Annotated in this window: 18 protein-coding genes and 3 tRNA genes; all 21 read left to right on the forward strand. The window is 42.0% G+C overall.

Annotated features, from left to right (window positions below):
* Nucleotides 1–349 precede the first annotated feature (349 nt).
* The 21 genes from ychF to rlmH all read left to right on the forward strand — a co-directional run bounded on the left by ychF (nt 350) and on the right by rlmH (nt 20732).
* Nucleotides 350–1450 (forward strand): redox-regulated ATPase YchF, encoded by a 1101-nt coding sequence (ychF, locus tag B5X77_RS05505; RefSeq protein WP_079505973.1) that lies wholly within the window; start codon nt 350–352, stop codon nt 1448–1450.
* 399 nt (nt 1451–1849) lie between these two features.
* Nucleotides 1850–2137 (forward strand): 30S ribosomal protein S6, encoded by a 288-nt coding sequence (gene rpsF / locus B5X77_RS05510; protein WP_079505975.1) that lies wholly within the window; start codon nt 1850–1852, stop codon nt 2135–2137.
* Nucleotides 2138–2215: 78 nt separating this feature from the next.
* Nucleotides 2216–2701, forward strand: coding sequence for a single-stranded DNA-binding protein (gene ssb / locus B5X77_RS05515; protein WP_079505977.1), 486 nt, complete (start codon nt 2216–2218; stop codon nt 2699–2701).
* Between the two features lie 50 nt (nt 2702–2751).
* A complete protein-coding gene (gene rpsR, locus B5X77_RS05520; protein ID WP_079507585.1) occupies nt 2752–2988 on the forward strand; it encodes a 30S ribosomal protein S18 in 237 nt (78 codons plus the stop codon).
* A 314-nt stretch (nt 2989–3302) separates the two neighbouring features.
* Nucleotides 3303–4244, forward strand: coding sequence for a YybS family protein (locus B5X77_RS05525; protein ID WP_079505979.1), 942 nt, complete (start codon nt 3303–3305; stop codon nt 4242–4244).
* Between the two features lie 30 nt (nt 4245–4274).
* Nucleotides 4275–6248, forward strand: coding sequence for a DHH family phosphoesterase (locus tag B5X77_RS05530; RefSeq protein ID WP_079505981.1), 1974 nt, complete (start codon nt 4275–4277; stop codon nt 6246–6248).
* Entirely contained in the window at nt 6245–6694 is a 450-nt protein-coding gene (gene rplI / locus B5X77_RS05535; protein WP_079505983.1) for a 50S ribosomal protein L9, read from the forward strand. The genes B5X77_RS05530 and rplI overlap by 4 nt, the downstream gene beginning before the upstream one ends.
* 113 nt (nt 6695–6807) lie before the next feature.
* Nucleotides 6808–8172 (forward strand): replicative DNA helicase, encoded by a 1365-nt coding sequence (gene dnaB, locus B5X77_RS05540; protein WP_079505985.1) that lies wholly within the window; start codon nt 6808–6810, stop codon nt 8170–8172.
* A 181-nt stretch (nt 8173–8353) separates the two neighbouring features.
* Nucleotides 8354–9643: an adenylosuccinate synthase gene (locus B5X77_RS05545; protein ID WP_079505987.1), complete on the forward strand. Its 1290-nt coding sequence runs from the start codon at nt 8354–8356 to the stop codon at nt 9641–9643.
* Between the two features lie 503 nt (nt 9644–10146).
* Nucleotides 10147–10222 (forward strand) — tRNA-Lys (locus B5X77_RS05550).
* Between the two features lie 70 nt (nt 10223–10292).
* Nucleotides 10293–10364 (forward strand) — tRNA-Glu (locus B5X77_RS05555).
* Between the two features lie 280 nt (nt 10365–10644).
* A tRNA-Phe gene (locus B5X77_RS05560) sits at nt 10645–10717 on the forward strand.
* A gap of 383 nt (nt 10718–11100) precedes the next feature.
* Nucleotides 11101–12579 carry a M23 family metallopeptidase gene (locus tag B5X77_RS05565; protein ID WP_079505989.1) on the forward strand — a complete coding sequence of 493 codons (1479 nt, stop codon included), beginning with the start codon at nt 11101–11103 and terminating at the stop codon, nt 12577–12579.
* 444 nt (nt 12580–13023) lie between these two features.
* Nucleotides 13024–13734 carry a response regulator YycF gene (gene yycF / locus B5X77_RS05570; protein WP_079505991.1) on the forward strand — a complete coding sequence of 237 codons (711 nt, stop codon included), beginning with the start codon at nt 13024–13026 and terminating at the stop codon, nt 13732–13734.
* An 8-nt stretch (nt 13735–13742) separates the two neighbouring features.
* Nucleotides 13743–15563 (forward strand): cell wall metabolism sensor histidine kinase WalK, encoded by a 1821-nt coding sequence (gene walK, locus B5X77_RS05575; protein ID WP_079505993.1) that lies wholly within the window; start codon nt 13743–13745, stop codon nt 15561–15563.
* Nucleotides 15560–16873, forward strand: a complete 1314-nt coding sequence (locus tag B5X77_RS05580; RefSeq protein ID WP_079505995.1) for a YycH family regulatory protein — start codon at nt 15560–15562, stop codon at nt 16871–16873. The genes walK and B5X77_RS05580 overlap by 4 nt, the downstream gene beginning before the upstream one ends.
* Nucleotides 16860–17654: a two-component system regulatory protein YycI gene (locus tag B5X77_RS05585; protein WP_079505997.1), complete on the forward strand. Its 795-nt coding sequence runs from the start codon at nt 16860–16862 to the stop codon at nt 17652–17654. The genes B5X77_RS05580 and B5X77_RS05585 overlap by 14 nt, the downstream gene beginning before the upstream one ends.
* Nucleotides 17655–17660: 6 nt before the next feature.
* The gene (locus B5X77_RS05590) at nt 17661–18455 is read left to right on the forward strand and encodes an MBL fold metallo-hydrolase (RefSeq protein WP_079505999.1); all 795 of its coding nucleotides are present in this window, start codon (nt 17661–17663) and stop codon (nt 18453–18455) included.
* A gap of 174 nt (nt 18456–18629) precedes the next feature.
* Nucleotides 18630–19862, forward strand: a complete 1233-nt coding sequence (locus B5X77_RS05595) for a S1C family serine protease (RefSeq protein WP_079506001.1) — start codon at nt 18630–18632, stop codon at nt 19860–19862.
* A gap of 128 nt (nt 19863–19990) precedes the next feature.
* Nucleotides 19991–20152, forward strand: coding sequence for a CxxH/CxxC protein (locus B5X77_RS05600; protein ID WP_079507586.1), 162 nt, complete (start codon nt 19991–19993; stop codon nt 20150–20152).
* A gap of 100 nt (nt 20153–20252) precedes the next feature.
* Nucleotides 20253–20732: a 23S rRNA (pseudouridine(1915)-N(3))-methyltransferase RlmH gene (gene rlmH, locus B5X77_RS05605; RefSeq protein ID WP_079506003.1), complete on the forward strand. Its 480-nt coding sequence runs from the start codon at nt 20253–20255 to the stop codon at nt 20730–20732.
* Nucleotides 20733–21104 lie beyond the last annotated feature (372 nt).

Raw genomic sequence — 21104 nt, forward strand, 5'->3', positions numbered from 1 at the left:
ATGATGATTAATTTGGGGCCGCACTTTTTGGAGTGCGGCTTTTCTTTTGAGGACAGGGGTGATCGAAAATCCCTAAAAACTTCATCAAGAGAAGGATTTGCGCGCAACGATTCAGAAACCTGTAAAGGAGGTCACCACCAGGGCTGATTGGCGCTCGAAAATTCAGGAAAACCAAAAAAAGGTCACCAAAAGTGGGAAAAAGCTTCGATGCCTCTCGCCAGTGTCTATTATTGCCCCCTTTTACAAGCTTGTCTTTTCCCCTTGTAATCACTATAATTGTGAGAGGAAAAAATCGTTTAGGTGTTTCTTGCTTGAATAGATACATTTTTAAAATAGAGGAGTGACATGGATGGCTTTAACAGCAGGTATTGTTGGACTTCCTAACGTAGGGAAGTCAACTTTGTTTAATGCGATCACACAGGCTGGTGCTGAATCAGCCAACTATCCGTTCTGTACAATCGACCCGAATGTAGGAATCGTTGAGGTTCCAGACCATCGTTTAACTAAATTGACTGAGCTTGTCCAGCCTAAGAAGACGGTGCCGACTGCTTTTGAATTCACGGACATCGCCGGTATCGTTAAAGGTGCCAGTAAAGGTGAAGGACTGGGAAACAAATTCCTTTCCCATATTCGCCAGGTGGACGCTATCTGCCAGGTTGTCCGCTGCTTCGCGGATGACAATATTACACACGTTGCGGGTAAAGTGGACCCGATTTCAGATATTGAAGTCATCAATCTGGAATTGATTTTAGCTGACCTGGAATCCGTTGAAAAAAGAATCACCCGTGTCGAAAAATTGGCTAAGCAAAAGGATAAGGAAGCATCAATCGAGTTTCCTATCCTGACTCGTCTTCGTGATGCATTTGAAGCTGAACAGCCAGCACGCGCGGTTGAATTCACTGAAGAAGAAATGAAAATCGTCAAGCACCTTCATTTATTGACAATTAAGCCGATGCTTTATGTTGCAAACGTCGGTGAAGAAGATGTCGCAGATCCAAGCGGCAACGAATACGTCCAGAAAGTCCGTGAATTTGCACAAAAGGATAACGCTGAAGTCATCGTCATCAGTGCGAAAATCGAAGAAGAAATCGCCGAGCTTGAAGGAGAAGAAAAACAAATGTTCCTTGAGGAGCTGGGCATAGAAGAGTCTGGTCTTGACCAGCTGATCCGTGCTGCCTACAGCCTGCTTGGACTGGCTACCTACTTCACAGCTGGTGTCCAGGAAGTGCGCGCATGGACATTCCGCCACGGCATGAAAGCTCCTCAGTGTGCTGGAGTCATCCACTCTGACTTCGAACGCGGATTCATCCGTGCAGAAACAGTCCACTATGACGATCTTCTTGCAGCAGGATCTATGACAGCGGCAAAGGAAGCTGGAAAAGTCCGCCTGGAAGGTAAAGAATACGAAGTAAAAGACGGAGATATCATTCACTTCCGCTTCAATGTATAATCTGTTTTCGTCCTGCTTTTTAGCAGGGCGTTATTTTTTATATTAAGCTCTTTCCTCAAACTTTGTTGCTATTGGCTACAAAATAGGATGGAATTACCTAAGTTTCTTTGCCAACTTAGTAACGACCTGCAATATAGCTGTTATCACGTTAAAATCGGCTTTAGGATTTTAACAAAAAAACAGCCTTATATTGAAATTAAAATAGCTTGGACAAATATACGAACATATGTTAGTATTTTATTATAGAATTATTTAATCGCAGAAATAGTAAAAAGCAGATTCGCTATACATAGCATTGCTTTTGAATATGTTCTGTGATATAATTTCATCTTGTGAGTAATTAAACAATTACTCCTTGCCCTGTAATGGGGCCGCTTAGACCAAAAGGAGGTGACAGTGATGAGAAAGTACGAAATTATGTACATCATCCGCCCAAATATTGAAGAGGAAGCTAAAAAAGCTCTTACCGAGCGTTTCAGCACAATCCTTACTGATAATGGTGCGGAAGTATCAGAAGCTAAGGAATGGGGCAAACGCCGTCTTGCTTATGAAATCAATGATTTCCGTGATGGCTACTACCAGCTTGTTAAGGTAAATGCTACTCCGGCAGCAGTTGAGGAATTCTCTCGTCTTGCTAAAATCAACGAAGATATCATTCGCCACATCGTAATTAAAGAAGAAGAATAATAAATGATATAAATATAAACTTTCAGCCGGAGATGTTTCACATGGAACATCAATGCTGGGGGGAAGGAGTTGATTCTGATGATGAATCGTGTCATTCTTGTCGGCCGTTTGACCAAGGATCCTGAATTACGTTTCACACCGAATGGAGTTGCAGTTGCTACTTTCACGCTTGCGGTAAATCGTTCATTTACCAACCAGCAGGGGGAAAGAGAAGCGGACTTCATTAACTGTGTGGTATGGCGCCGTCCAGCGGAAAACGTTGCTAACTTCCTGAAGAAAGGCAGCCTTGCCGGTGTAGATGGACGAGTCCAGACTCGCAGCTACGAAGGACAAGATGGTAAGCGTGTATACGTTACAGAAGTTCTTGCTGAGAGTGTTCAGTTCCTTGAGCCAAAAGGACAGTCTTCAGACAGAGGGGATAGCGGTTATTCCCGTCAAAATGATCAAGGTTCCCCATTCGGGAATCAGAATCAACGCCAAAACCAAGGTTATACAAAAGTAGATGAGGATCCATTTGCAGGTGGCGGCCAGATCGACATTTCAGATGATGATCTTCCATTCTAATATAACTCGGACATGAAATATAATACACAAGGAGGGAAATGACCATGGCAATGGGTGGACGCAGAGGCGGACGTGCAAAACGCCGTAAAGTTTGCTACTTCACAGCAAACGGAATCACTAAAATTGATTATAAAGATGTTGATCTTCTTAAAAAATTCATCTCTGAGCGCGGTAAAATTTTACCACGCCGTGTAACTGGAACTAGCGCTAAATATCAGCGTAAATTGACAGTTGCAATCAAACGTTCTCGTCAAATGGCATTACTGCCATACGTTTCAGGCGAATAAGGTTCGGATATTAAAAGGCAGCGGGAAATCCCGCTGCCTTTTATATTAGCTTTATACCGCTTTGGTTGCTTGTACGTAACTTACAGGATAAAATAGTTCTTATCGGTTATTTTAGACCTGAAAATTCTTTTATCTCGGATAGTGACTGGATAATAAGAGTGCTTATGCTTTTTTCAGTGTCTAGCTTCAGCGCCTGGCCCTTTACATTTCGTTTTCGGTCCGACCAATGAAGTCAAAGAGCGACTTCATCGATTGGCCCTCCAGTGCTTGTCAGGGCTGACCCAGGCGCTTACGCATTTCAGATGAGGTGGATTATGAAAAATACATACAAGCTGACAGAAGGAGCAATTTTGTTGGCGATTTTCGCCGTTTTGTTGCTGATTACATTGTATATTCCTGGCTTGGGGATGATTGTTAACTTATTTCTTGCTTTGCCATTCATGATGTTCGGCGCAAAGCATGATTGGAAAAGCACTGCTGTCTTTACGGTGGCAGCCGTTCTGTTATCAATGATTCTTGGTACATTCCTGGCGATGCCTCTTGCTTTGGCTTATGGAACGACAGGAGCAGTCATGGGATATATGATGAGAGAAGGGAAGACCAGGTTTGCTTCTTATATCGCTGGTTCCCTGGTGTTTCTTATAAATTTAGTGGCACAATATGCTTTATCGATCGTTTTATTTAAAATGAATTTTATTGAAGAAATGGTGGAAATATTCCGTGCCTCTGTTGACCAGGCAATCAACATGCTTGAACAAATGGGACAGACACCTGATGAAAAGCTGATCAGCCAATTTGACGCAATGGTAGATATGATTGAAGTACTTGTGCCAAGCATGTTTGTCATGGCTTCCTTTTTTATTGTATTTTTGCTTCAGCTTGTATCCTTCCCGTTTTTAAAACGATTCGGGGTAAAGGTTCCGCATTGGCAACCGTTCAGAGAATTAAATCTGCCGAAGAGCATCCTATGGTATTACCTGATCACAATGATTGCTGCACTGGCTTTACAGCCCGAAAAGGGAACGTATTGGTTCTGGGTAATTTCGAATCTTTCGTTCATCCTGCAGATGCTTATGGTCCTCCAGGGTATTGCGTTTGTATTTTATTTAACATATGTGAAAGATTACCCGAAAGCTGTACCAATCATCGTGATAGTCCTAATGTTCCTGCTTCCATTTGTTCTTTATATTGTGAGGATATTAGGTATAATTGATTTAGGGTTTGACTTAAGAAAACGTCTGGGAGAGAAGAAGTAATCAGAAACTAACGCTTTAGGAGCTGAGCACATGCCTTCTTATTTAGAGAGGCGGCAAATACGTTATCCATTGTATGGATTGATGGCCGTAACACTGGTGCTAATTGGATTTCTGTCTTTCTATAATTGGATTATAGGGGCAGCAGGGTTCATTCTCACTGGCCTGTTGATTTATTTGATTTTTCAGGTGAACCATAAAATAAAAGAAGAAACCGAAGAATATATCTCTACACTTTCTTACCGGGTGAAAAAAGTCGGCGAAGAAGCATTGATGGAGATGCCGATTGGGATCATGCTAATCAATGACGACTATTATATTGAGTGGACGAATCCTTTCATTGCTTCCTGCTTTAATGAAGACTCGCTTGTCGGAAAATCATTATATGACGTAGCTGATGCCGTCATTCCACTGATCAAGCAAGAGGTCGAAACCGAAATCATCAGCCTCCACGACCGGAAATTCAGGGTCATCCACAAGTCCGAAGAGCGGCTCCTCTACTTTTTTGATGTGACCGAACAGGCAGAAATCGAAAAGTTGTATCATGATGAACGTACAGTCATTTCGATCATTTATCTTGATAACTATGAAGAACTGACCCAGGGAATGGATGATCAGACAAAAAGCAGCCTGAACAGTCTTGTGACTTCAATTTTGAATAAATGGGCAACCAATAATGGAGTATTCCTTAAGAGGGTTGCTTCTGAACGATTCATCGCCGTATTCAATGAGCACATCCTCAAACTGTTGGAAAAAGGAAAATTCACGATTCTTGATGAGGTCAGGGAAACGACATCAAAGCAAAATGTCCCTTTAACATTAAGCATTGGTGTCGGTACAGGTTACTCCTCGCTTCCCGAACTTGGTACACAGGCACAGTCAAGCTTGGACCTTGCTTTAGGACGTGGTGGAGACCAGGTGGCGATTAAACAGCCTAATGGCAAAGTGAAGTTTTATGGAGGCAAGACCAATCCGGTTGAAAAACGCACACGGGTAAGGGCGCGAGTCATTTCCCATGCACTTAAGGAACTGGTTATTGAAAGTGACAAGGTCTTGATCATGGGCCACAAGAATCCGGATATGGACGCAATCGGTTCTGCTATCGGGATCCTTAAAGTGGCACAAATGAACAAGCGTGAAGGCTTTATTGTTTATAATAAAAATGAGATTGATACTGGCGTCCAGCGATTGATGGATGAGATAAAACAAAACGAGGATTTATACGATCGTTTCATTTCACCTGAACAGGCGTATGAAATCGCTTCGGATGATACATTACTGGTGGTAGTCGATACACATAAACCATCGCTTGTGATTGATGAAAGGCTGCTGAACCGGATTGAGAATGTCATTGTTATCGATCACCACCGCAGGGGCGAGGAATTCATCAAAAATCCGCTCCTTGTCTATATGGAGCCTTATGCGTCATCCACAGCTGAGCTTGTAACAGAATTGCTTGAATACCAGCCGAAAAATGGGAAGATCCAGATGCTTGAAGCGACTGCTTTATTGGCTGGAATCATTGTCGATACAAAAAGCTTCACTTTAAGGACCGGTGCGCGGACATTTGATGCTGCTTCCTACCTGCGCAGCCATGGTGCTGATACCATTCTTGTCCAAAAGTTTTTAAAAGAAGATATCAATACTTATATCAAAAGAGCGAAAATCATTGAAAATGTTTATTTTTACCGTGACGGCATTGTCATTTCCAAAGGCCTGAATGATATTTACTGTGACCATGTCATGATTGCACAAGCTGCAGATACACTTTTGACAATGGATGGCGTGACAGCATCATTCGTTATATCCAGAAGATCTGATGATACAATTGGAATTAGTGCGAGATCACTAGGGGAAGTCAATGTCCAGGTCATCATGGAAAGCCTGGATGGTGGCGGGCATTTAACCAATGCAGCGACACAAATGTATGATATCTCGACAGATGAGGCTGAAACACTTTTACAAAATGCGATAGATGATTATTTAGAAGGGGGACAAAAAGAATGAAAGTAATCTTTTTGAAGGACGTTAAAGGGAAAGGCAAAAAGGGCGAAATCAAAAATGTGGCAGATGGCTATGCACATAACTTCCTGATCAAGCAGGGACTTGCTGTAGAAGCCAATCAGTCCTCTATGAGTTCCCTGAGCGCTCAGCAGAAAAAGGAAGAGAAAATGGCGCAGCAGGAGCTTGAGGATGCGAAAGCATTGAAGGAAAAGCTGGAGAAGGTTACAGTTGAACTTTCGGCAAAGTCAGGAGAAGACGGCCGCCTTTTCGGATCTATCACCAGCAAGCAGATTGCTGATGAGCTGCAAAAGGCCCACAGCATCAAGCTTGATAAACGCAAAATTGAGATGCAGGATGCAATCCGAACACTTGGTTACACAAAGGTTCCTGTGAAGCTTCACAAGGAAGTACAGGCAACATTGAATGTCCATGTAAAAGAAGGAAAATAATTTACAGTTCCATCTAGTCATAAACATGATAAAATAATATAGTTACAGAAATAGGTGATCGGTTCTGCTGATCACTTTTTTTCAATTCGAGTAATTTGTAAGGGGGCTGGCAGATGAGTGAATTATTCGCGGATCGACTTCCGCCGCAAAATATGGAAGCGGAACAAGCCGTACTTGGTGCAATATTTTTAGAGCCATCAGCTTTAACTCTTGCTTCAGAAATTCTGTTACCAGAAGATTTTTACCGTGTGGCACACCAGAAAATATTCAGCGTCATGCTGGATTTGAACGATAAAGGAAAAGCAATCGACCTAGTAACTGTTACTGAAAATCTGGCATCTTCCAAGCTGATTGAGGATGTTGGAGGAGTCAGCTATCTTAGTGAATTGGCTGCGTCTGTCCCTACCGCAGCAAACATAGAGTATTATGCTAGAATCGTAGAAGAAAAGTCGTTGCTGAGAAGGTTAATCCGCACTGCTTCAGGCATTGCTGAAGATGGCTATATGCGTGAGGACGAAGTGGAGGCTTTACTGGCCGAAGCAGAAAAGAACATCATGGAGGTTGCCCAGCGCAAGGGCGGCGGAGCCTTTCATAATATAAAAGATGTCCTTGTCAGGACTTACGATAACATTGAGGAAATGCATAACCGCAAAGGAGACATTACCGGACTGGAAACAGGCTTTGCAGAGCTTGATCGAATGACCGCCGGTTTCCAGCGAAATGACTTGATCATCGTTGGCGCACGTCCTTCAGTTGGTAAAACAGCGTTCGCACTGAATATCGCCCAGAACGTTGCAAAGAAGACAGGGGAGAACGTCGCGATTTTCAGTTTGGAGATGGGTGCTGAACAGCTTGTCATGCGTGTACTCTGTGCTGAAGGAAACATCGATGCCCAGAGGCTGCGTACAGGCTCTCTGACAGATGAGGACTGGGGCAAACTGACGATGGCAATGGGAAGCCTGTCCAATGCAGGTATTTTCATAGATGATACACCAGGTGTCAGGATCACCGATATCCGATCAAAATGCCGGCGTCTTAAGCAAGAGCAGGGCCTTGGCATGATTATGATCGACTATCTGCAGCTGATCCTTGGAAGCGGCCGTGCCGGTGAAAACCGCCAGCAGGAAGTATCAGAAATTTCCCGTTCCCTCAAACAGCTGGCACGTGAGCTTCAGGTTCCGGTCATCGCCTTGTCGCAGCTGTCCCGTGGGGTTGAGCAACGCCAGGACAAGCGCCCGATGATGTCTGATATCCGTGAATCCGGATCCATCGAGCAGGACGCCGATATCGTTGCGTTCCTGTACCGTGATGATTACTATGACAAGGAATCCGATGATAAAAACATTATTGAAATCATCATTGCCAAGCAGCGTAACGGCCCAACAGGAACCGTAAAGCTGGCATTTGTTAAAGAATATAATAAATTCGTTAACATTGAGAACCGTTATGACGAATCGTACGCTCCTCCAGGGGCATAATGAGAATTGACCAATATGGTTGATTCTCTTTTTTTTGGGTTTGATACAATTATTTTTACGAACGAATAAATGTAATTTAAATTTAATGTTCGTGTTTTATTGACTTACGGGTCTTATTATTGGTAAACTTTATATGTTTCAAACGGAAAAATAACCGTATACCTTTGGAGGTGCTTTTTATATGTCATCCGTAGTAGTAGTGGGAACACAATGGGGAGACGAAGGAAAAGGGAAGATTACAGACTTCCTATCAGAAAATGCCGAAGTGATTGCCCGTTATCAGGGGGGGAACAACGCTGGCCATACAATAAAATTCAATGGTGAAACATATAAACTGCATTTAATTCCATCCGGAATTTTTTATAAAGAAAAAATCAGCGTTATCGGCAACGGAATGGTTGTCGATCCCAAAGCACTTGTGAAGGAACTTGCCTATCTGCATGATAAAGATGTTTCCACAGACAATCTTCGTATCAGTAACCGTGCGCACGTAATCCTTCCGTATCATCTGAAACTGGATGAAGTTGAAGAAGCTAGCAAGGGTGCCAATAAGATTGGCACGACGAAAAAAGGAATCGGTCCAGCTTATATGGATAAGGCTGCTCGTATAGGGATCAGGATTGCTGACTTGCTGGACCGTGAAGTATTCGAAGAAAAGCTTACCCGCAACCTTGAAGAAAAAAATCGCCTGTTTGAACGCATCTATGAGACTGAAGGCTTCAAGCTTGAAGATATACTCGATGAGTATTTTGATTATGGGCAGCAAATCAAGGATTATGTGGTCGATACTTCGGTGGTGTTAAACGACGCTCTCGATGAAGGCCGCCGCGTCTTGTTTGAAGGTGCCCAGGGAGTTATGCTCGATATCGACCAGGGTACATATCCCTTTGTTACTTCATCTAATCCTGTAGCTGGCGGGGTGACAATTGGTTCAGGAGTAGGGCCTACGAAAATCACTCATATTGTCGGTGTTTCAAAAGCTTATACGACCCGCGTAGGTGATGGTCCGTTCCCAACCGAACTGGACAATGAAATCGGCAACCAGATTCGAGAAGTTGGCCGTGAATACGGGACAACAACTGGCCGTCCGCGCCGCGTTGGCTGGTTCGACAGCGTCGTCGTCCGCCATGCCCGCAGAGTCAGCGGAATCACGGATTTATCTTTGAACTCCATCGATGTTCTGACTGGCATAGAGACACTTAAAATTTGTGTAGCTTACCGCTATAAAGGCGAGCTGGTCGAAGAATTCCCGGCAAGCCTGAAAACACTGGCTGAGTGCGAACCAGTCTATGAAGAACTGCCAGGCTGGACAGAAGACATCACAGGCGTAAAATCACTTGATGAGCTGCCAGAAAATGCAAGACACTATCTGGAGCGCATCTCACAGCTGACAGGTATTCCATTATCCATCTTCTCCGTCGGTCCAGACCGCACACAAACAAATGTTGTGAGAAGTCCTTGGAGATCATAATTTAAATTATAAACAAGCCCCCGCTCTTGTTGGAGTGGGGGCTTGTTTATGCTTTCGGGTGTGGGATCCAGCAGTTTCCAGTTCGCGGAATTATGGTGAGAATTCGCGGAAATGGAGTGGATCATCGCGGAATTGGCAGCCCATTTCGCGGAAAAAGTCCCTAGCATCGCGGAATTAACATGCTTTTATTGAAAAAGGGATTAAAATGCATATGAAATTTTACGGTTGGACAATCGTTTCGGAAGAAAAAAGACAGTTTAAGAGAAAAAAAGTAAAAAAAATTTAAAAAAAACATATACAAACCGCAAAATGCTATGGTAATATAAACAACGTTGTCACTAATTCGACAAAAAATGATAAAACTATAGCGAGCCATTAGCTCAGTCGGTAGAGGGTTGCTAGCTTCATTGATTAAGCTTCTGGGGCAACCTGCGAGAAATACCGAAGGTCTTTTGAGCACAGGTTCCAAACAGACACCTAGTTTAGGGTGTAGATTATATAGAGAGCCATTAGCTCAGTCGGTAGAGCATCTGACTTTTAATCAGAGGGTCGAAGGTTCGAGTCCTTCATGGCTCACCAAGATTTTTCGCGGTAGCGATAACAATATTCCATAAACTCACGATAGTGAAAATGGATAAGCTTAATATATGGCCCCTTGGTCAAGCGGTTAAGACACCGCCCTTTCACGGCGGTAACACGGGTTCGAATCCCGTAGGGGTCACTTTATACATAATTTTTTCTTGGCTCAGTAGCTCAGTCAGTTGCTTGCTTCACTGAATGAGCATCTCTGGCAACTTGCGAGAAAAACCGAAAGGTTTTTTGAGCAGGTGGAAACAAAACAAAGTTTAGGAAACAATTTTATCGTGGCTCAGTAGCTCAGTCGGTAGAGCAGGTTGCTCACATCCTCGACTTTGCTTCAGCGGCAACCTGTGAGAAAGACCGAAAGGTCATTCGAGCAAAGGACTTAAACAGAATAAAGTTTAGGAAACAATTCTTATCTTGGCTCAGTAGCTCAGTCGGTAGAGCAAAGGACTGAAAATCCTTGTGTCGGCGGTTCGATTCCGTCCTGAGCCATTAAAAAAGGGAGCGTGTCATATGACATGCTCCTTTTTTTTGTAATATTCCTGTAATAAAATCGGTAATCTTCCTATTTTTAACATGTCTGTGTTGGATTTAACAGGAATATTCATAAACTCTCATTCAAAAGTAGGAGAATATCCTGTTATTACTAGGTTTTTGACTTATTTTATGACTGGAAGATAGGAAAATCTTACGATATAAAATACCATTTAGCTGACAAAAAACGTAATAAAATGTCAGGTATTATACATTTTTGTTACATAATGAAGACTATTCTCCCGATCGATACATTATATGGTAAAGTAGAAAGGTAAATTATCAGATAATAGTGATATAGACCTAGACTAATAGTGTTTGACCGTTGTAGGAGGATCAGGATGAATAATTTAAAACATAGGCTGTCCAATCTTGCCGGCAAAACATCTAGAGAGATGAAGCCAGCAATAAAAAAGTCAATCATGGCGGCGGTTACTGTAGCTGCGTTGTCTTTTAGTGCAGGAAGTGCTGCACTTGCGGCGGAGTCTGACTTAACGACTGTTTATTACGTGTATGTAAATGATAAATTTATCGGGACTGTAGCCGATAAAACGCAAGTAGAAAAGCTTGTAGAATCTGAGTTGGCAACCGCTAAAACAGCCTTTGCTGACCTGAATGTCGACTTAGGGCTGGATATATCTTTTGTTCCTGAACAAGTGTTCAGCTCTGCGGCTGAATCGAATACAAGCGAAGTTTTGAATGTGCTTAAAGATGAAATTAATGTTCAGGCAGAAGCTTCTGCTCTTGTTATTGGTGATAAGCCTGTGGCATATGTGAAAGATCAAGAAGCAGCTGATCAAGTACTTAAGACATTAAAGCTGGAACACGTTACCGAAGAAGAATTGGCTGCTGTTGAGAACAGAAAGAAATCTCCTAATCTAGCATTACCCGTTGCTAAAGAAAATGAAACTCGTTTATTAGACGTCCGTTTCACCCAGGAAGTTTCAAAATCAAATGAAAAAGTAGATCCTGAGAAGGTCCTTTCTGTTGAGGAAGCTGTCCAGCTCCTTAAAAAGGGGACATTAGAGGAAAAGAAATATCAGGTTAAAGAAGGAGATGTACTGGGGAGCATTGCAAGTGCCCACAAACTTGAGCTTGCCCAGATGCTTTCTCTAAATAAAGGATTGGATGAGAACTCAGTCTTGAAGCCTGGCCAAGAGTTGAATGTAACGGTATTAAAGCCCTTCGTAGAAGTTGTTGTCGATCGCCAGGTATATGCTAAGGAAGAAGTGGCCTTCGAAAAAGAAGTGGTAGAAGATTCTTCAATGTTCAAAGGTGACACGAAGAAGAAGCAGGAAGGCAAGGCCGGCATGAAAGGCATTACTTACGCATTGACTGAACAAAATGGCAGGGTAATCAAGAAGGATGTCATTAAAGAGGTAGTACTTGAGGAGCCTGTGAAGGAAATTGTTATCAAAGGAACGAAGGTTGTTCCTTCCCGTGGAGATGGAACATTCGTATGGCCTACAAATGGCGGGTATGTATCCAGCCGCCAGGGTTATCGCTGGAGCAGAATGCATAAAGGAATTGATATCGCAAGGCCTAGCAATTATACAATCAAGGCTGCGGATAATGGAAAAGTCACATACGCTGGCAACAAAGGTGATGGTTATGGAAACAAAATCATTATTGATCATCAAAACGGCTACCAGACAATGTATGCACATCTTGCTTCCATTTCTGTAAGTCCGGGGCAGACTGTTTCCCGAGGATCTCAAATCGGTATCATGGGAAGAACAGGTAATTCAACGGGCATTCACCTTCATTTTGAAGTTTATCAAAACGGCAGGATTATTGACCCTATGTCTAAGTTACAATAAAACCAATAACGAAAGTCTCTAGCCAAACTAGAGACTTTTTTTATTAAGGTTCTTTTCTCATACTTTGTTGCTATGACAAAGAAATATGATTGAATGACCTATGTTTATACTCAAAAAATTAAAGCTTATTATGAGAAAAGAGCATGTACCGACCAACTTAATGGCATTTTATTACGTTAAAATCGGCTTTAGGATTTTAACAACCATCTTTACGAAAACAGCCTTTATTAAACCTAATCCTTATCGTTAGGTTCAAGGGCCATAAAATCGTGTCATTTTATTGTTTTGGGCAGGATTGGTACAATTGGGAAGAGAAGAATAGAAGTTATATAACAGAAAAATTCAGTTTTTCTCTGATTTACAGTAAAATAGATAAGATAGCATTATAAAAAGAGAAGCTTATTTATATACGATTGATAATTTGGCTATAAAAGGAGAATTGGTATGGAGAAAAAGATTCTAGTTGTAGACGATGAGAAACCAATTGCAGATATTCTACAGTTCAATTTAAAAAAAGAAGGTTATGACGTTTACTGTGCATATGATGGCAACCAGGCGGTTGAAATGGTTGAGGAAGTCCAGCCTGACTTAATCCTGTTGGATATCATGCTTCCTTTACGTGATGGCATGGAGGTCTGCCGTGAAGTCCGAAAGAAATACGAGATGCCAATTATTATGCTGACGGCTAAAGACTCTGAGATCGATAAAGTTCTTGGGCTTGAGCTTGGCGCCGATGATTATGTAACCAAGCCGTTCAGTACGCGTGAATTGATTGCGAGGGTAAAAGCAAACCTTCGCCGCCATCAGCAGAGCGCAGTCAAAGAGGATGAGCAAGAAGAAACAAATGAAATTAGCGTTGGCTCTCTGACAATCCATCCGGATGCTTACGTTGTTTCCAAACGAGGAGAGACAATTGAATTAACGCATCGTGAATTTGAGCTTCTCCATTATCTTGCCAAGCATATTGGACAAGTCATGACGAGAGAGCATCTTCTTCAAACCGTTTGGGGTTATGATTATTATGGTGATGTTCGTACAGTAGACGTTACTGTAAGACGCCTTCGTGAAAAAATCGAAGACAACCCAAGTCACCCGACATGGATCGTGACAAGACGAGGAGTAGGCTATTATTTAAGAAACTCTGAGCAGGAGTAAGGACAGGCATGAAAAAGGTAGGTTTTTTTCGCTCAATACACCTTAAATTTGTGATTATATATGTCCTGCTTATTCTTGTGGCAATGCAGATTATCGGTGTCTATTTTGTCCGCAAGCTTGAGACAACGTTAGTCACCAATTACCAGGACTCTGTAAAATCTCGTGTCGACCTGCTGGTTTATGACATCCAGGAAGAAATGGTCAAGGAACGAGGCAAGGAAGACCCTCCGAAAGAGGAAGCAATCAAGCAAATTTTAAGAGATTATAAGGCATCTGATATTTCGGAAATCCGGGTGATTGACGGAAGCAGTTTTAAAATACTTGGTACCTCAAGCGACAGCAATCAGGGATTGGTAGGCCAGAGGACACCTGATGTCAAAATTAAGCGTTCAATTATCTTTGAAGAAGATGAGGACGTCATACAGTTGAAAGGGAATAAACGGGTTTGGTTACTGTCAACCCCAATCATGCATAACAGTGAAGCAATTGGTGCTGTCTATCTTGTAGCCAACATTGATGATGTATTTAAACAGATGAATGATATCAATAAGATTCTTGCTACCGGAACAGCTATTGCATTGATTTTCACCGCGATTCTTGGCGTTCTTCTTGCACAGACAATCACTAGGCCGATATCTGATATGCGTAAACAGGCCCTTGCCATGACGCGTGGCAATTTTTCCAGGAAGGTTAAAGTGTATGGTTATGATGAAATCGGCCAGCTGGCGATTACTTTTAACAATCTGACGAAGAAGCTGCAAGAGGCACAGGCAACCACTGAAGGAGAGAAAAGAAAGCTATCCTCCGTGATTTCCTACATGACGGACGGAGTCATTTCGACAGACAGAAAAGGGCGTATCATTCTGATCAATGATCCAGCAACGCAAATGCTGGGTGTTTCACGTGAAACAATCCTGTCACAGCCATTGGTTTCAGTCCTTGGTCTCGATGAAAACTATAGCTTTGAAGATTTGCTTCAGGAAAAAGATTCAATCGTCCTGGACTACAGTACAAAAAGCAAGCCATTCATTCTGCGTGCCAATTTCTCGGTCATCCAGAAGGAAAGCGGCTTTGTAAATGGATTAATAGCGGTTCTTTATGATATTACAGAGCAGGAAAAAATCGATATGGAAAGACGGGAATTCGTTGCGAATGTCTCCCATGAGCTGCGTACTCCGCTGACAACCATGCGCAGCTATTTAGAAGCGCTGGCTGACGGTGCCTGGAGAGATGAAGAGATTGCTCCAAACTTCCTTGAAACCACCAGGGGAGAAACGGAAAGGATGATCCGTCTTGTTAATGATTTACTGCAGCTGTCCAAGATGGATAGCGTGGATTATCGCCTTTCAAAAGAATGGGTCAATTTCCCGGTCTTTTTTAACAGAATCATAGATCGGTTTGAATTGACGAAAGAACAAAATGTATCGTTCATAAGGGAAATACCAGGTGAAGCGATTTTTGTTGAAATTGATGAAGACAAAATCACACAGGTACTGGATAATATCATTTCCAATGCGATGAAATATTCACCAGAGGGCGGTACCATTACGTTCAGGGTAAAAGAATTGGATGACAAGATTATCGCAAGTATTTCTGATGAAGGTGTTGGCATCCCTAAAGATAATTTAGACAAGATTTTTGATCGTTTTTACCGAGTAGATAAAGCCAGGACACGGAAGCTTGGCGGGACCGGCCTTGGATTGGCTATTGCCAAGGAAATGGTCAATGCCCACGGGGGAAGGATCTGGGCGGAAAGTGTGGAGGGGAAAGGAACTACCGTTCAATTTACTCTTCCTTATGACCGGAGTGCAGAGGATGATTGGTCATGACGTATGAAAATATAAAATCTTTTATTTTAGCATTCCTTGTGATTCTTAGCGGTTTTTTAACATGGAATATTTGGACATATCAGCCGAACTATGAAATTGTAAACAACCAGAAGACTTTTGAAGATATTAGTTTTACCACACCCAAAGAAATTAAAAAAATCGTCAAACCCCATCAGATTATCTATCATGTGGGCGGAAAACAATTTGGTTCTGTGGATAATGGCTATATTGATGAAATCATTGGAGTTATTTCGAAATGGAAGTACTTCGATGTGAAAAAGTATCCTGGGCGGATCAGTGAATTCAATGAAAAGATTGTCCAGGGGGACAATACCGAGATTATTTTTCCTGATGAAGTACCTATTGAACTATATAAAAGAGTGCTGAATATCAGCGAGAAGGATATACCAAAATTTGATTTTGACCGGATTATTATTAATTCCGAGACCCAGCAAAAGCAGGAAGGCATCGTTTATTTTTATTCGCAAAAAAATCAGGAAGCTTATGTCAGCAATGTAAGCCCGTCCTATATAAATGATTTTACGAACAAATTTTATGATTCTGCCAAAAGGCTGACGCCGCATTTCCTTTATACAGTGTCAGATATTAAGAAAATCTATTTGCCAACGGAAAAAGTAGAAATGGTAATCCATACGTATTATCAAAATCCATTGGATTCTGACCAATTCAAGGAAGCACTGTTCACAGACCCAAGCTTTGTCCAAAAGAGCATCGTTGATGGTATAGAGGAGTACACCGATGATGCAAGTAAAATGCTTGTTGACACAGAATCGCATATGATTAATTATGTCAATCCTGTCCGGAGCGGCGATTCGGTCATTGGTACCAACAATGTTTTGCTGAAGAGCATCGAGTTCGTCAATGAGCATGGCGGCTGGACGGAAACGTACCGTTATGTGTATAAGGATGATTTTAACCAAAATGTGCTATTCCGCCTTTATAGTAAAGAAGGTTATCCAGTCTTTAACCAAATCGGCATGTCGGAAATTTACCAGCAATGGAGACAATCGGAAATCAGCCGTTATATTCGTCCCGGGTTCCATCTGGAACTGCCTTTGAATCCGGATGTCATAACAAAGACATTGCCATCTGGTTATCAGGCACTTGAATATCTCCAGCAAAAAAAGGATTTCAAAGTGGAACTGCTGCAGAATATGATGCCTGGATACTATATGACTCAGGGCCCGGAAGATCAAGTGATTATGCTGGAGCCTGGATGGTTTTACTTGTACGACCAGGAATGGCGGCAGCTGATATGGGAGGAGGAATTGAATAATGGATTGGAGTAGGATTAAGACCATCTTTATTCTGACATTCCTCGTCCTCGATGTTTACCTTGTATACCAATTTATCAATACGAGAGATGCAGCACAGTATGAAATTCCCAAGGAAGCTACTCTTGAGGAAAAGCTGAAGAATGATGACATCACTTATGGTGAACTCCCTGAAATGAAAAAGAAAGAACAGTATCTTAGTGTAAGAACCAAAGTATTCACGACCGAGGAAATGGCGAAGGTCAAGGGACAATCCATCAGTCTAGGGGATGGTACGTCAATTGAAGCCAAGCTCGAAAAACCAGTTAAACTGACAAGTAAGTTCCAGCCAGCCGAACTGACTGCTTTTATGAAAGCAAACATTTTTGCTGGTGAACAGTATAAGTTCTGGAGTAAAAATGATGAGGACGGCACCATTACCTACTACCAGGAATATGATAGCAAAACGTTTTACTATAATAGCAATGCAAAGTTAACTTTCTTTTTCAATAAAGATAATGAAGTGACTTCGTACAAGCAGACGTATCTGGAAATCATCGATGAACTTGCGGATGCAGAGGAATTGCTGCCGCCACTCAGGGCAGTGGATACCCTCTATAAAAAAGGTTTGCTTAAGCCGAAGAGTGAAATTACCGATTTTGAGTTAGGATATTCGACACTTGTTAACCTTACATCGTCCCATGTGGTAACACCAACGTGGAGGATTGAAGTTGATGGCAAGGAAAGTCTTTTTGTACATGCATTTGAAGGTCGAGTGCTTTCCTTGTCTGACGAAGAAAATAAAATTACGGAGTGAAGAGATATGAGTTTGCATTTTAGTGTTCTCGCCAGCGGGAGTACGGGAAATGCGATCTATGTGGAGACGGAGGGCCAATCCTTTTTAGTGGATGCCGGATTGAGCGGCAAACAAATGGAGGCTTTATTCAAGCAAATCGGCCGCGACATGAAAGACCTCTCTGGAATATTAGTGACACATGAACATAGTGATCATATAAAAGGCATAGGAATCGTTGCCCGTAAGTATAAACTGCCAATCTATGCGAATGATAAGACCTGGAAAGCAATGGATGGGTTAATTGGAGAAGTCCCGCTGGATCAGAAATTTTCCTTTGACATGGAAACTGTCAAATCGTTCGGCGGCCTGGATATAGAATCATTTGGTGTGTCACATGATGCAGCTGAGCCGATGTTTTATGTTTTTCATAAAAACGGAAAGAAATTAGCATTGGTTACAGATACAGGATATGTAAGCGACAGAATGAAGGGAATCATCTCCAATGCTGATGCATATGTGTTTGAGAGCAACCATGATGTCCAGATGCTGAGGATGGGCAGATATCCGTGGAGTGTCAAGCGACGCATTCTTAGTGATTACGGTCATGTTTCCAATGAGGATGCTGCAGTCGCAATGAGCGAAGTGGCAGGGGATAATACAAAACGGATATATCTTGCCCATTTAAGTCTCGACAACAATATGAAGGATCTTGCCAGGATGTCAGTCTCCCAAACATTGGAGGAGAACGGCATCATAGTAGGAGAACAATTTGATCTGATTGACACAGATCCAAAGACTCCGACGCCTCTGACAGCAATATAAAGCGTTTATGGTGATAGAATTATAGGTAAAGGAGTAAAGGCATTAATAGTGTCCTTACTCCTTTTTTCAATTTATAGAGGGGCTTATGATTTAGCATTTATGATGACTGGTAGTATAATAATCTGTATAAGAATAACTATTGTATCTGTTGGTCAATGAAAGGATTGGTGGACTTTGGGTTATTACGATCAGGATTATCAAGGCCGGTACAAACCGCAAAATGGCAGGAAAGGCGGTTTTTTCTGGGCCAGCCTGGCAGGCGCCATTATTGGGGCATTATTGGTGATTTTTTCGATTCCCCTGCTATCAAATTTAGATATTCTGCCATATAAAATTGAACCGAATAATCAGGCAGCTGTAATCGATGAGGAGCAATCAGAAGGGAAAGAAGAAAATACTGCTAAAAAAAATGTCTCTGTTGATGTTTATACTCAAATTACCGAAGCTGTCGACAAGGCTGGAGATGCGGTTGTTGGAATCACGAATATCCAGGAAAGTACAAGCTTCTGGGGACAAACACAGGAGTCAGGCGGAACAGGCTCTGGAGTGGTTTATAAAAAGGCAGGAGACAAAGCCTATATTGTCACGAACCACCATGTTGTAGCAGAAGCTTCTGAGCTAGAGGTCAGCCTCAGCGACGGGACAAAAATCCCAGCTAAACTGCTAGGAAGCGATATTTGGACCGATCTTGCGGTGCTGGAAGTGCCTGCTGAGAAAATTAAGGTCGTCGCTGAATTTGGGAATTCTGAAAAGCTAAAGCCTGGTGAACCAGTCATCGCAATCGGAAATCCACTTGGACTTACTTTTTCAGGATCCGTTACGCAAGGAATTATCTCCGGGTTGGAACGTGCTATCCCGGTTGATGTTAACCAGGACGGTACCCCCGACTGGCAGGCAGAAGTCCTTCAGACAGATGCAGCAATCAATCCAGGAAATAGTGGTGGAGCTCTAATCAATATCGAAGGACAGGTTATCGGCATCAATTCGATGAAAATTGCCCAGAGTGCTGTAGAAGGAATTGGTTTATCTATCCCAATCAATTATGCAGCCCCAATTATTGAAGACCTGGAGAAGACAGGTGAAGTAAAAAGACCATTCATGGGAGTCGAACTGGCTTCTGTAAATGAGATTTCCTCCTATCACCAGCAGAATACTCTGAAGCTTCCTAAGGAAATCAATTATGGAGTTGCCATAAGAGGAGTCCAGCCGAATTCACCGGCAGACCAGGCAGGAATGAAGGAATATGACGTCATTGTCGAAATGGATGGTGAAGAGATCCGTGATGTCGTCGATTTACGCAAGCACCTTTACAATAAAAAGAAGGTCGGCGATGATTTGCAGGTCAAATATTACCGGAATGGCAAGCTGGAAGAAACGACAATGAAGTTAGGCGGAGAAACATTATAAGGTTGTGGATAGACGAACAGGAGGCGGAAGCTTCCTGTTTTTTTGTGGTAAAATGGGATTTGTGGATAATTTTAAAGAGAAGAATAGCAAATAATAATCATATAAAAAAACCCGGAAGGATGATGGTTATGAAGTATTGCTGCGCTGAGCATGTAGAACTGGCATTGGATGAAGCAGTGGATGAGTACGAAATGGCCCCTCAATTAACGAAGTTAGAGTCTGTTGATAAGTCGGAGTTTGTCTGTGGATACTGTGGACAACCTGCTGTATATATTGTGGCGAACGAATGATCGCCCACTAAATGTGGATATCGATGTGAATATGTGGATAACTATTGTGGATAGCTTGTTTGTAAACTGTTTGTAATCTGTTTGTAAAGTGGGGATGACTGTGAATATCTCAATCGTGACGGTTGGCAAATTGAAAGAAAAATACCTTAAACAGGGAATTGAGGAATACTTAAAACGCCTGGGAAGCTATGCGAAAGTAGAAGTGATTGAAGTTGCGGATGAAAAGGCCCCAGAGGAATTAAGTGACACCGAAATGATCCAGGTAAAACAAAAAGAAGGGGAAAGAATACTCTCCAAAGTTAATCCTGATACCTACGTCATCGCCCTGGCCATTAATGGAAAGCTCAAGTCCTCCGAAGAACTCGCAGATGGCATGGACAAACTCGCAACCTATGGGAAAAGTAAAATCGCCTTTATTATCGGAGGGTCCCTGGGACTAAGCGATGAAGTTTTGAAAAGAGCAGATGAGCACCTCTCTTTTTCCAAAATGACCTTTCCCCACCAGTTGATGCGGCTGATTTTAGTAGAGCAAATTTATCGGGCTTTTAGGATTAATCGTGGTGAACCGTACCATAAATAACGGTAAACCTATTTCTCATTCAGAATTAAATCAGAGTTATAAACAAATTCAAGCTGACCTATTAAATACAATAGGTTAGCTTTTTATATTGGTTAAAAGTCTAACCTAACATTAACCTCTTTTAACCTGCTACATCTAAGCAGTAAAAATGGTATAATGGAATATATTGTTATTGCATTATTGAAAAATGTATTAATAGGGGGTGTAAGACATTACTATTTTAGGAACAGAAAAAATTACGGTACAAACATTTGACTGTTTTAAAGTTCATTCGATTGAAGATAATTACTCATTCTGTCATATAGAAATTGAGGACAGCCCTGTCTTTTATGAAAAGCTATTTGATTATTTTTTTGCTGAAGATAAACTGAT

The sequence above is a fragment of the Mesobacillus jeotgali genome, from assembly GCF_900166585.1.
Lineage (GTDB): Bacteria > Bacillota > Bacilli > Bacillales > Cytobacillaceae > Mesobacillus > Mesobacillus jeotgali_A.

Excerpts from the sequence above, each read along its gene's own strand:
- ychF (WP_079505973.1), top strand. The coding sequence starts at position 350 with ATGGCTTTAACAGCAGGTATTGTTGGACTTCCTAACGTAGGGAAGTCA.
- rpsF (WP_079505975.1), top strand. The coding sequence starts at position 1,850 with ATGAGAAAGTACGAAATTATGTACATCATCCGCCCAAATATTGAAGAG.
- ssb (WP_079505977.1), top strand. The coding sequence starts at position 2,216 with ATGATGAATCGTGTCATTCTTGTCGGCCGTTTGACCAAGGATCCTGAA.
- rpsR (WP_079507585.1), top strand. The coding sequence starts at position 2,752 with ATGGGTGGACGCAGAGGCGGACGTGCAAAACGCCGTAAAGTTTGCTAC.
- B5X77_RS05525 (WP_079505979.1), top strand. The coding sequence starts at position 3,303 with ATGAAAAATACATACAAGCTGACAGAAGGAGCAATTTTGTTGGCGATT.
- B5X77_RS05530 (WP_079505981.1), top strand. The coding sequence starts at position 4,275 with ATGCCTTCTTATTTAGAGAGGCGGCAAATACGTTATCCATTGTATGGA.
- rplI (WP_079505983.1), top strand. The coding sequence starts at position 6,245 with ATGAAAGTAATCTTTTTGAAGGACGTTAAAGGGAAAGGCAAAAAGGGC.
- dnaB (WP_079505985.1), top strand. The coding sequence starts at position 6,808 with ATGAGTGAATTATTCGCGGATCGACTTCCGCCGCAAAATATGGAAGCG.
- B5X77_RS05545 (WP_079505987.1), top strand. The coding sequence starts at position 8,354 with ATGTCATCCGTAGTAGTAGTGGGAACACAATGGGGAGACGAAGGAAAA.
- B5X77_RS05565 (WP_079505989.1), top strand. The coding sequence starts at position 11,101 with ATGAATAATTTAAAACATAGGCTGTCCAATCTTGCCGGCAAAACATCT.
- yycF (WP_079505991.1), top strand. The coding sequence starts at position 13,024 with ATGGAGAAAAAGATTCTAGTTGTAGACGATGAGAAACCAATTGCAGAT.
- walK (WP_079505993.1), top strand. The coding sequence starts at position 13,743 with ATGAAAAAGGTAGGTTTTTTTCGCTCAATACACCTTAAATTTGTGATT.
- B5X77_RS05580 (WP_079505995.1), top strand. The coding sequence starts at position 15,560 with ATGACGTATGAAAATATAAAATCTTTTATTTTAGCATTCCTTGTGATT.
- B5X77_RS05585 (WP_079505997.1), top strand. The coding sequence starts at position 16,860 with ATGGATTGGAGTAGGATTAAGACCATCTTTATTCTGACATTCCTCGTC.
- B5X77_RS05590 (WP_079505999.1), top strand. The coding sequence starts at position 17,661 with ATGAGTTTGCATTTTAGTGTTCTCGCCAGCGGGAGTACGGGAAATGCG.
- B5X77_RS05600 (WP_079507586.1), top strand. The coding sequence starts at position 19,991 with ATGAAGTATTGCTGCGCTGAGCATGTAGAACTGGCATTGGATGAAGCA.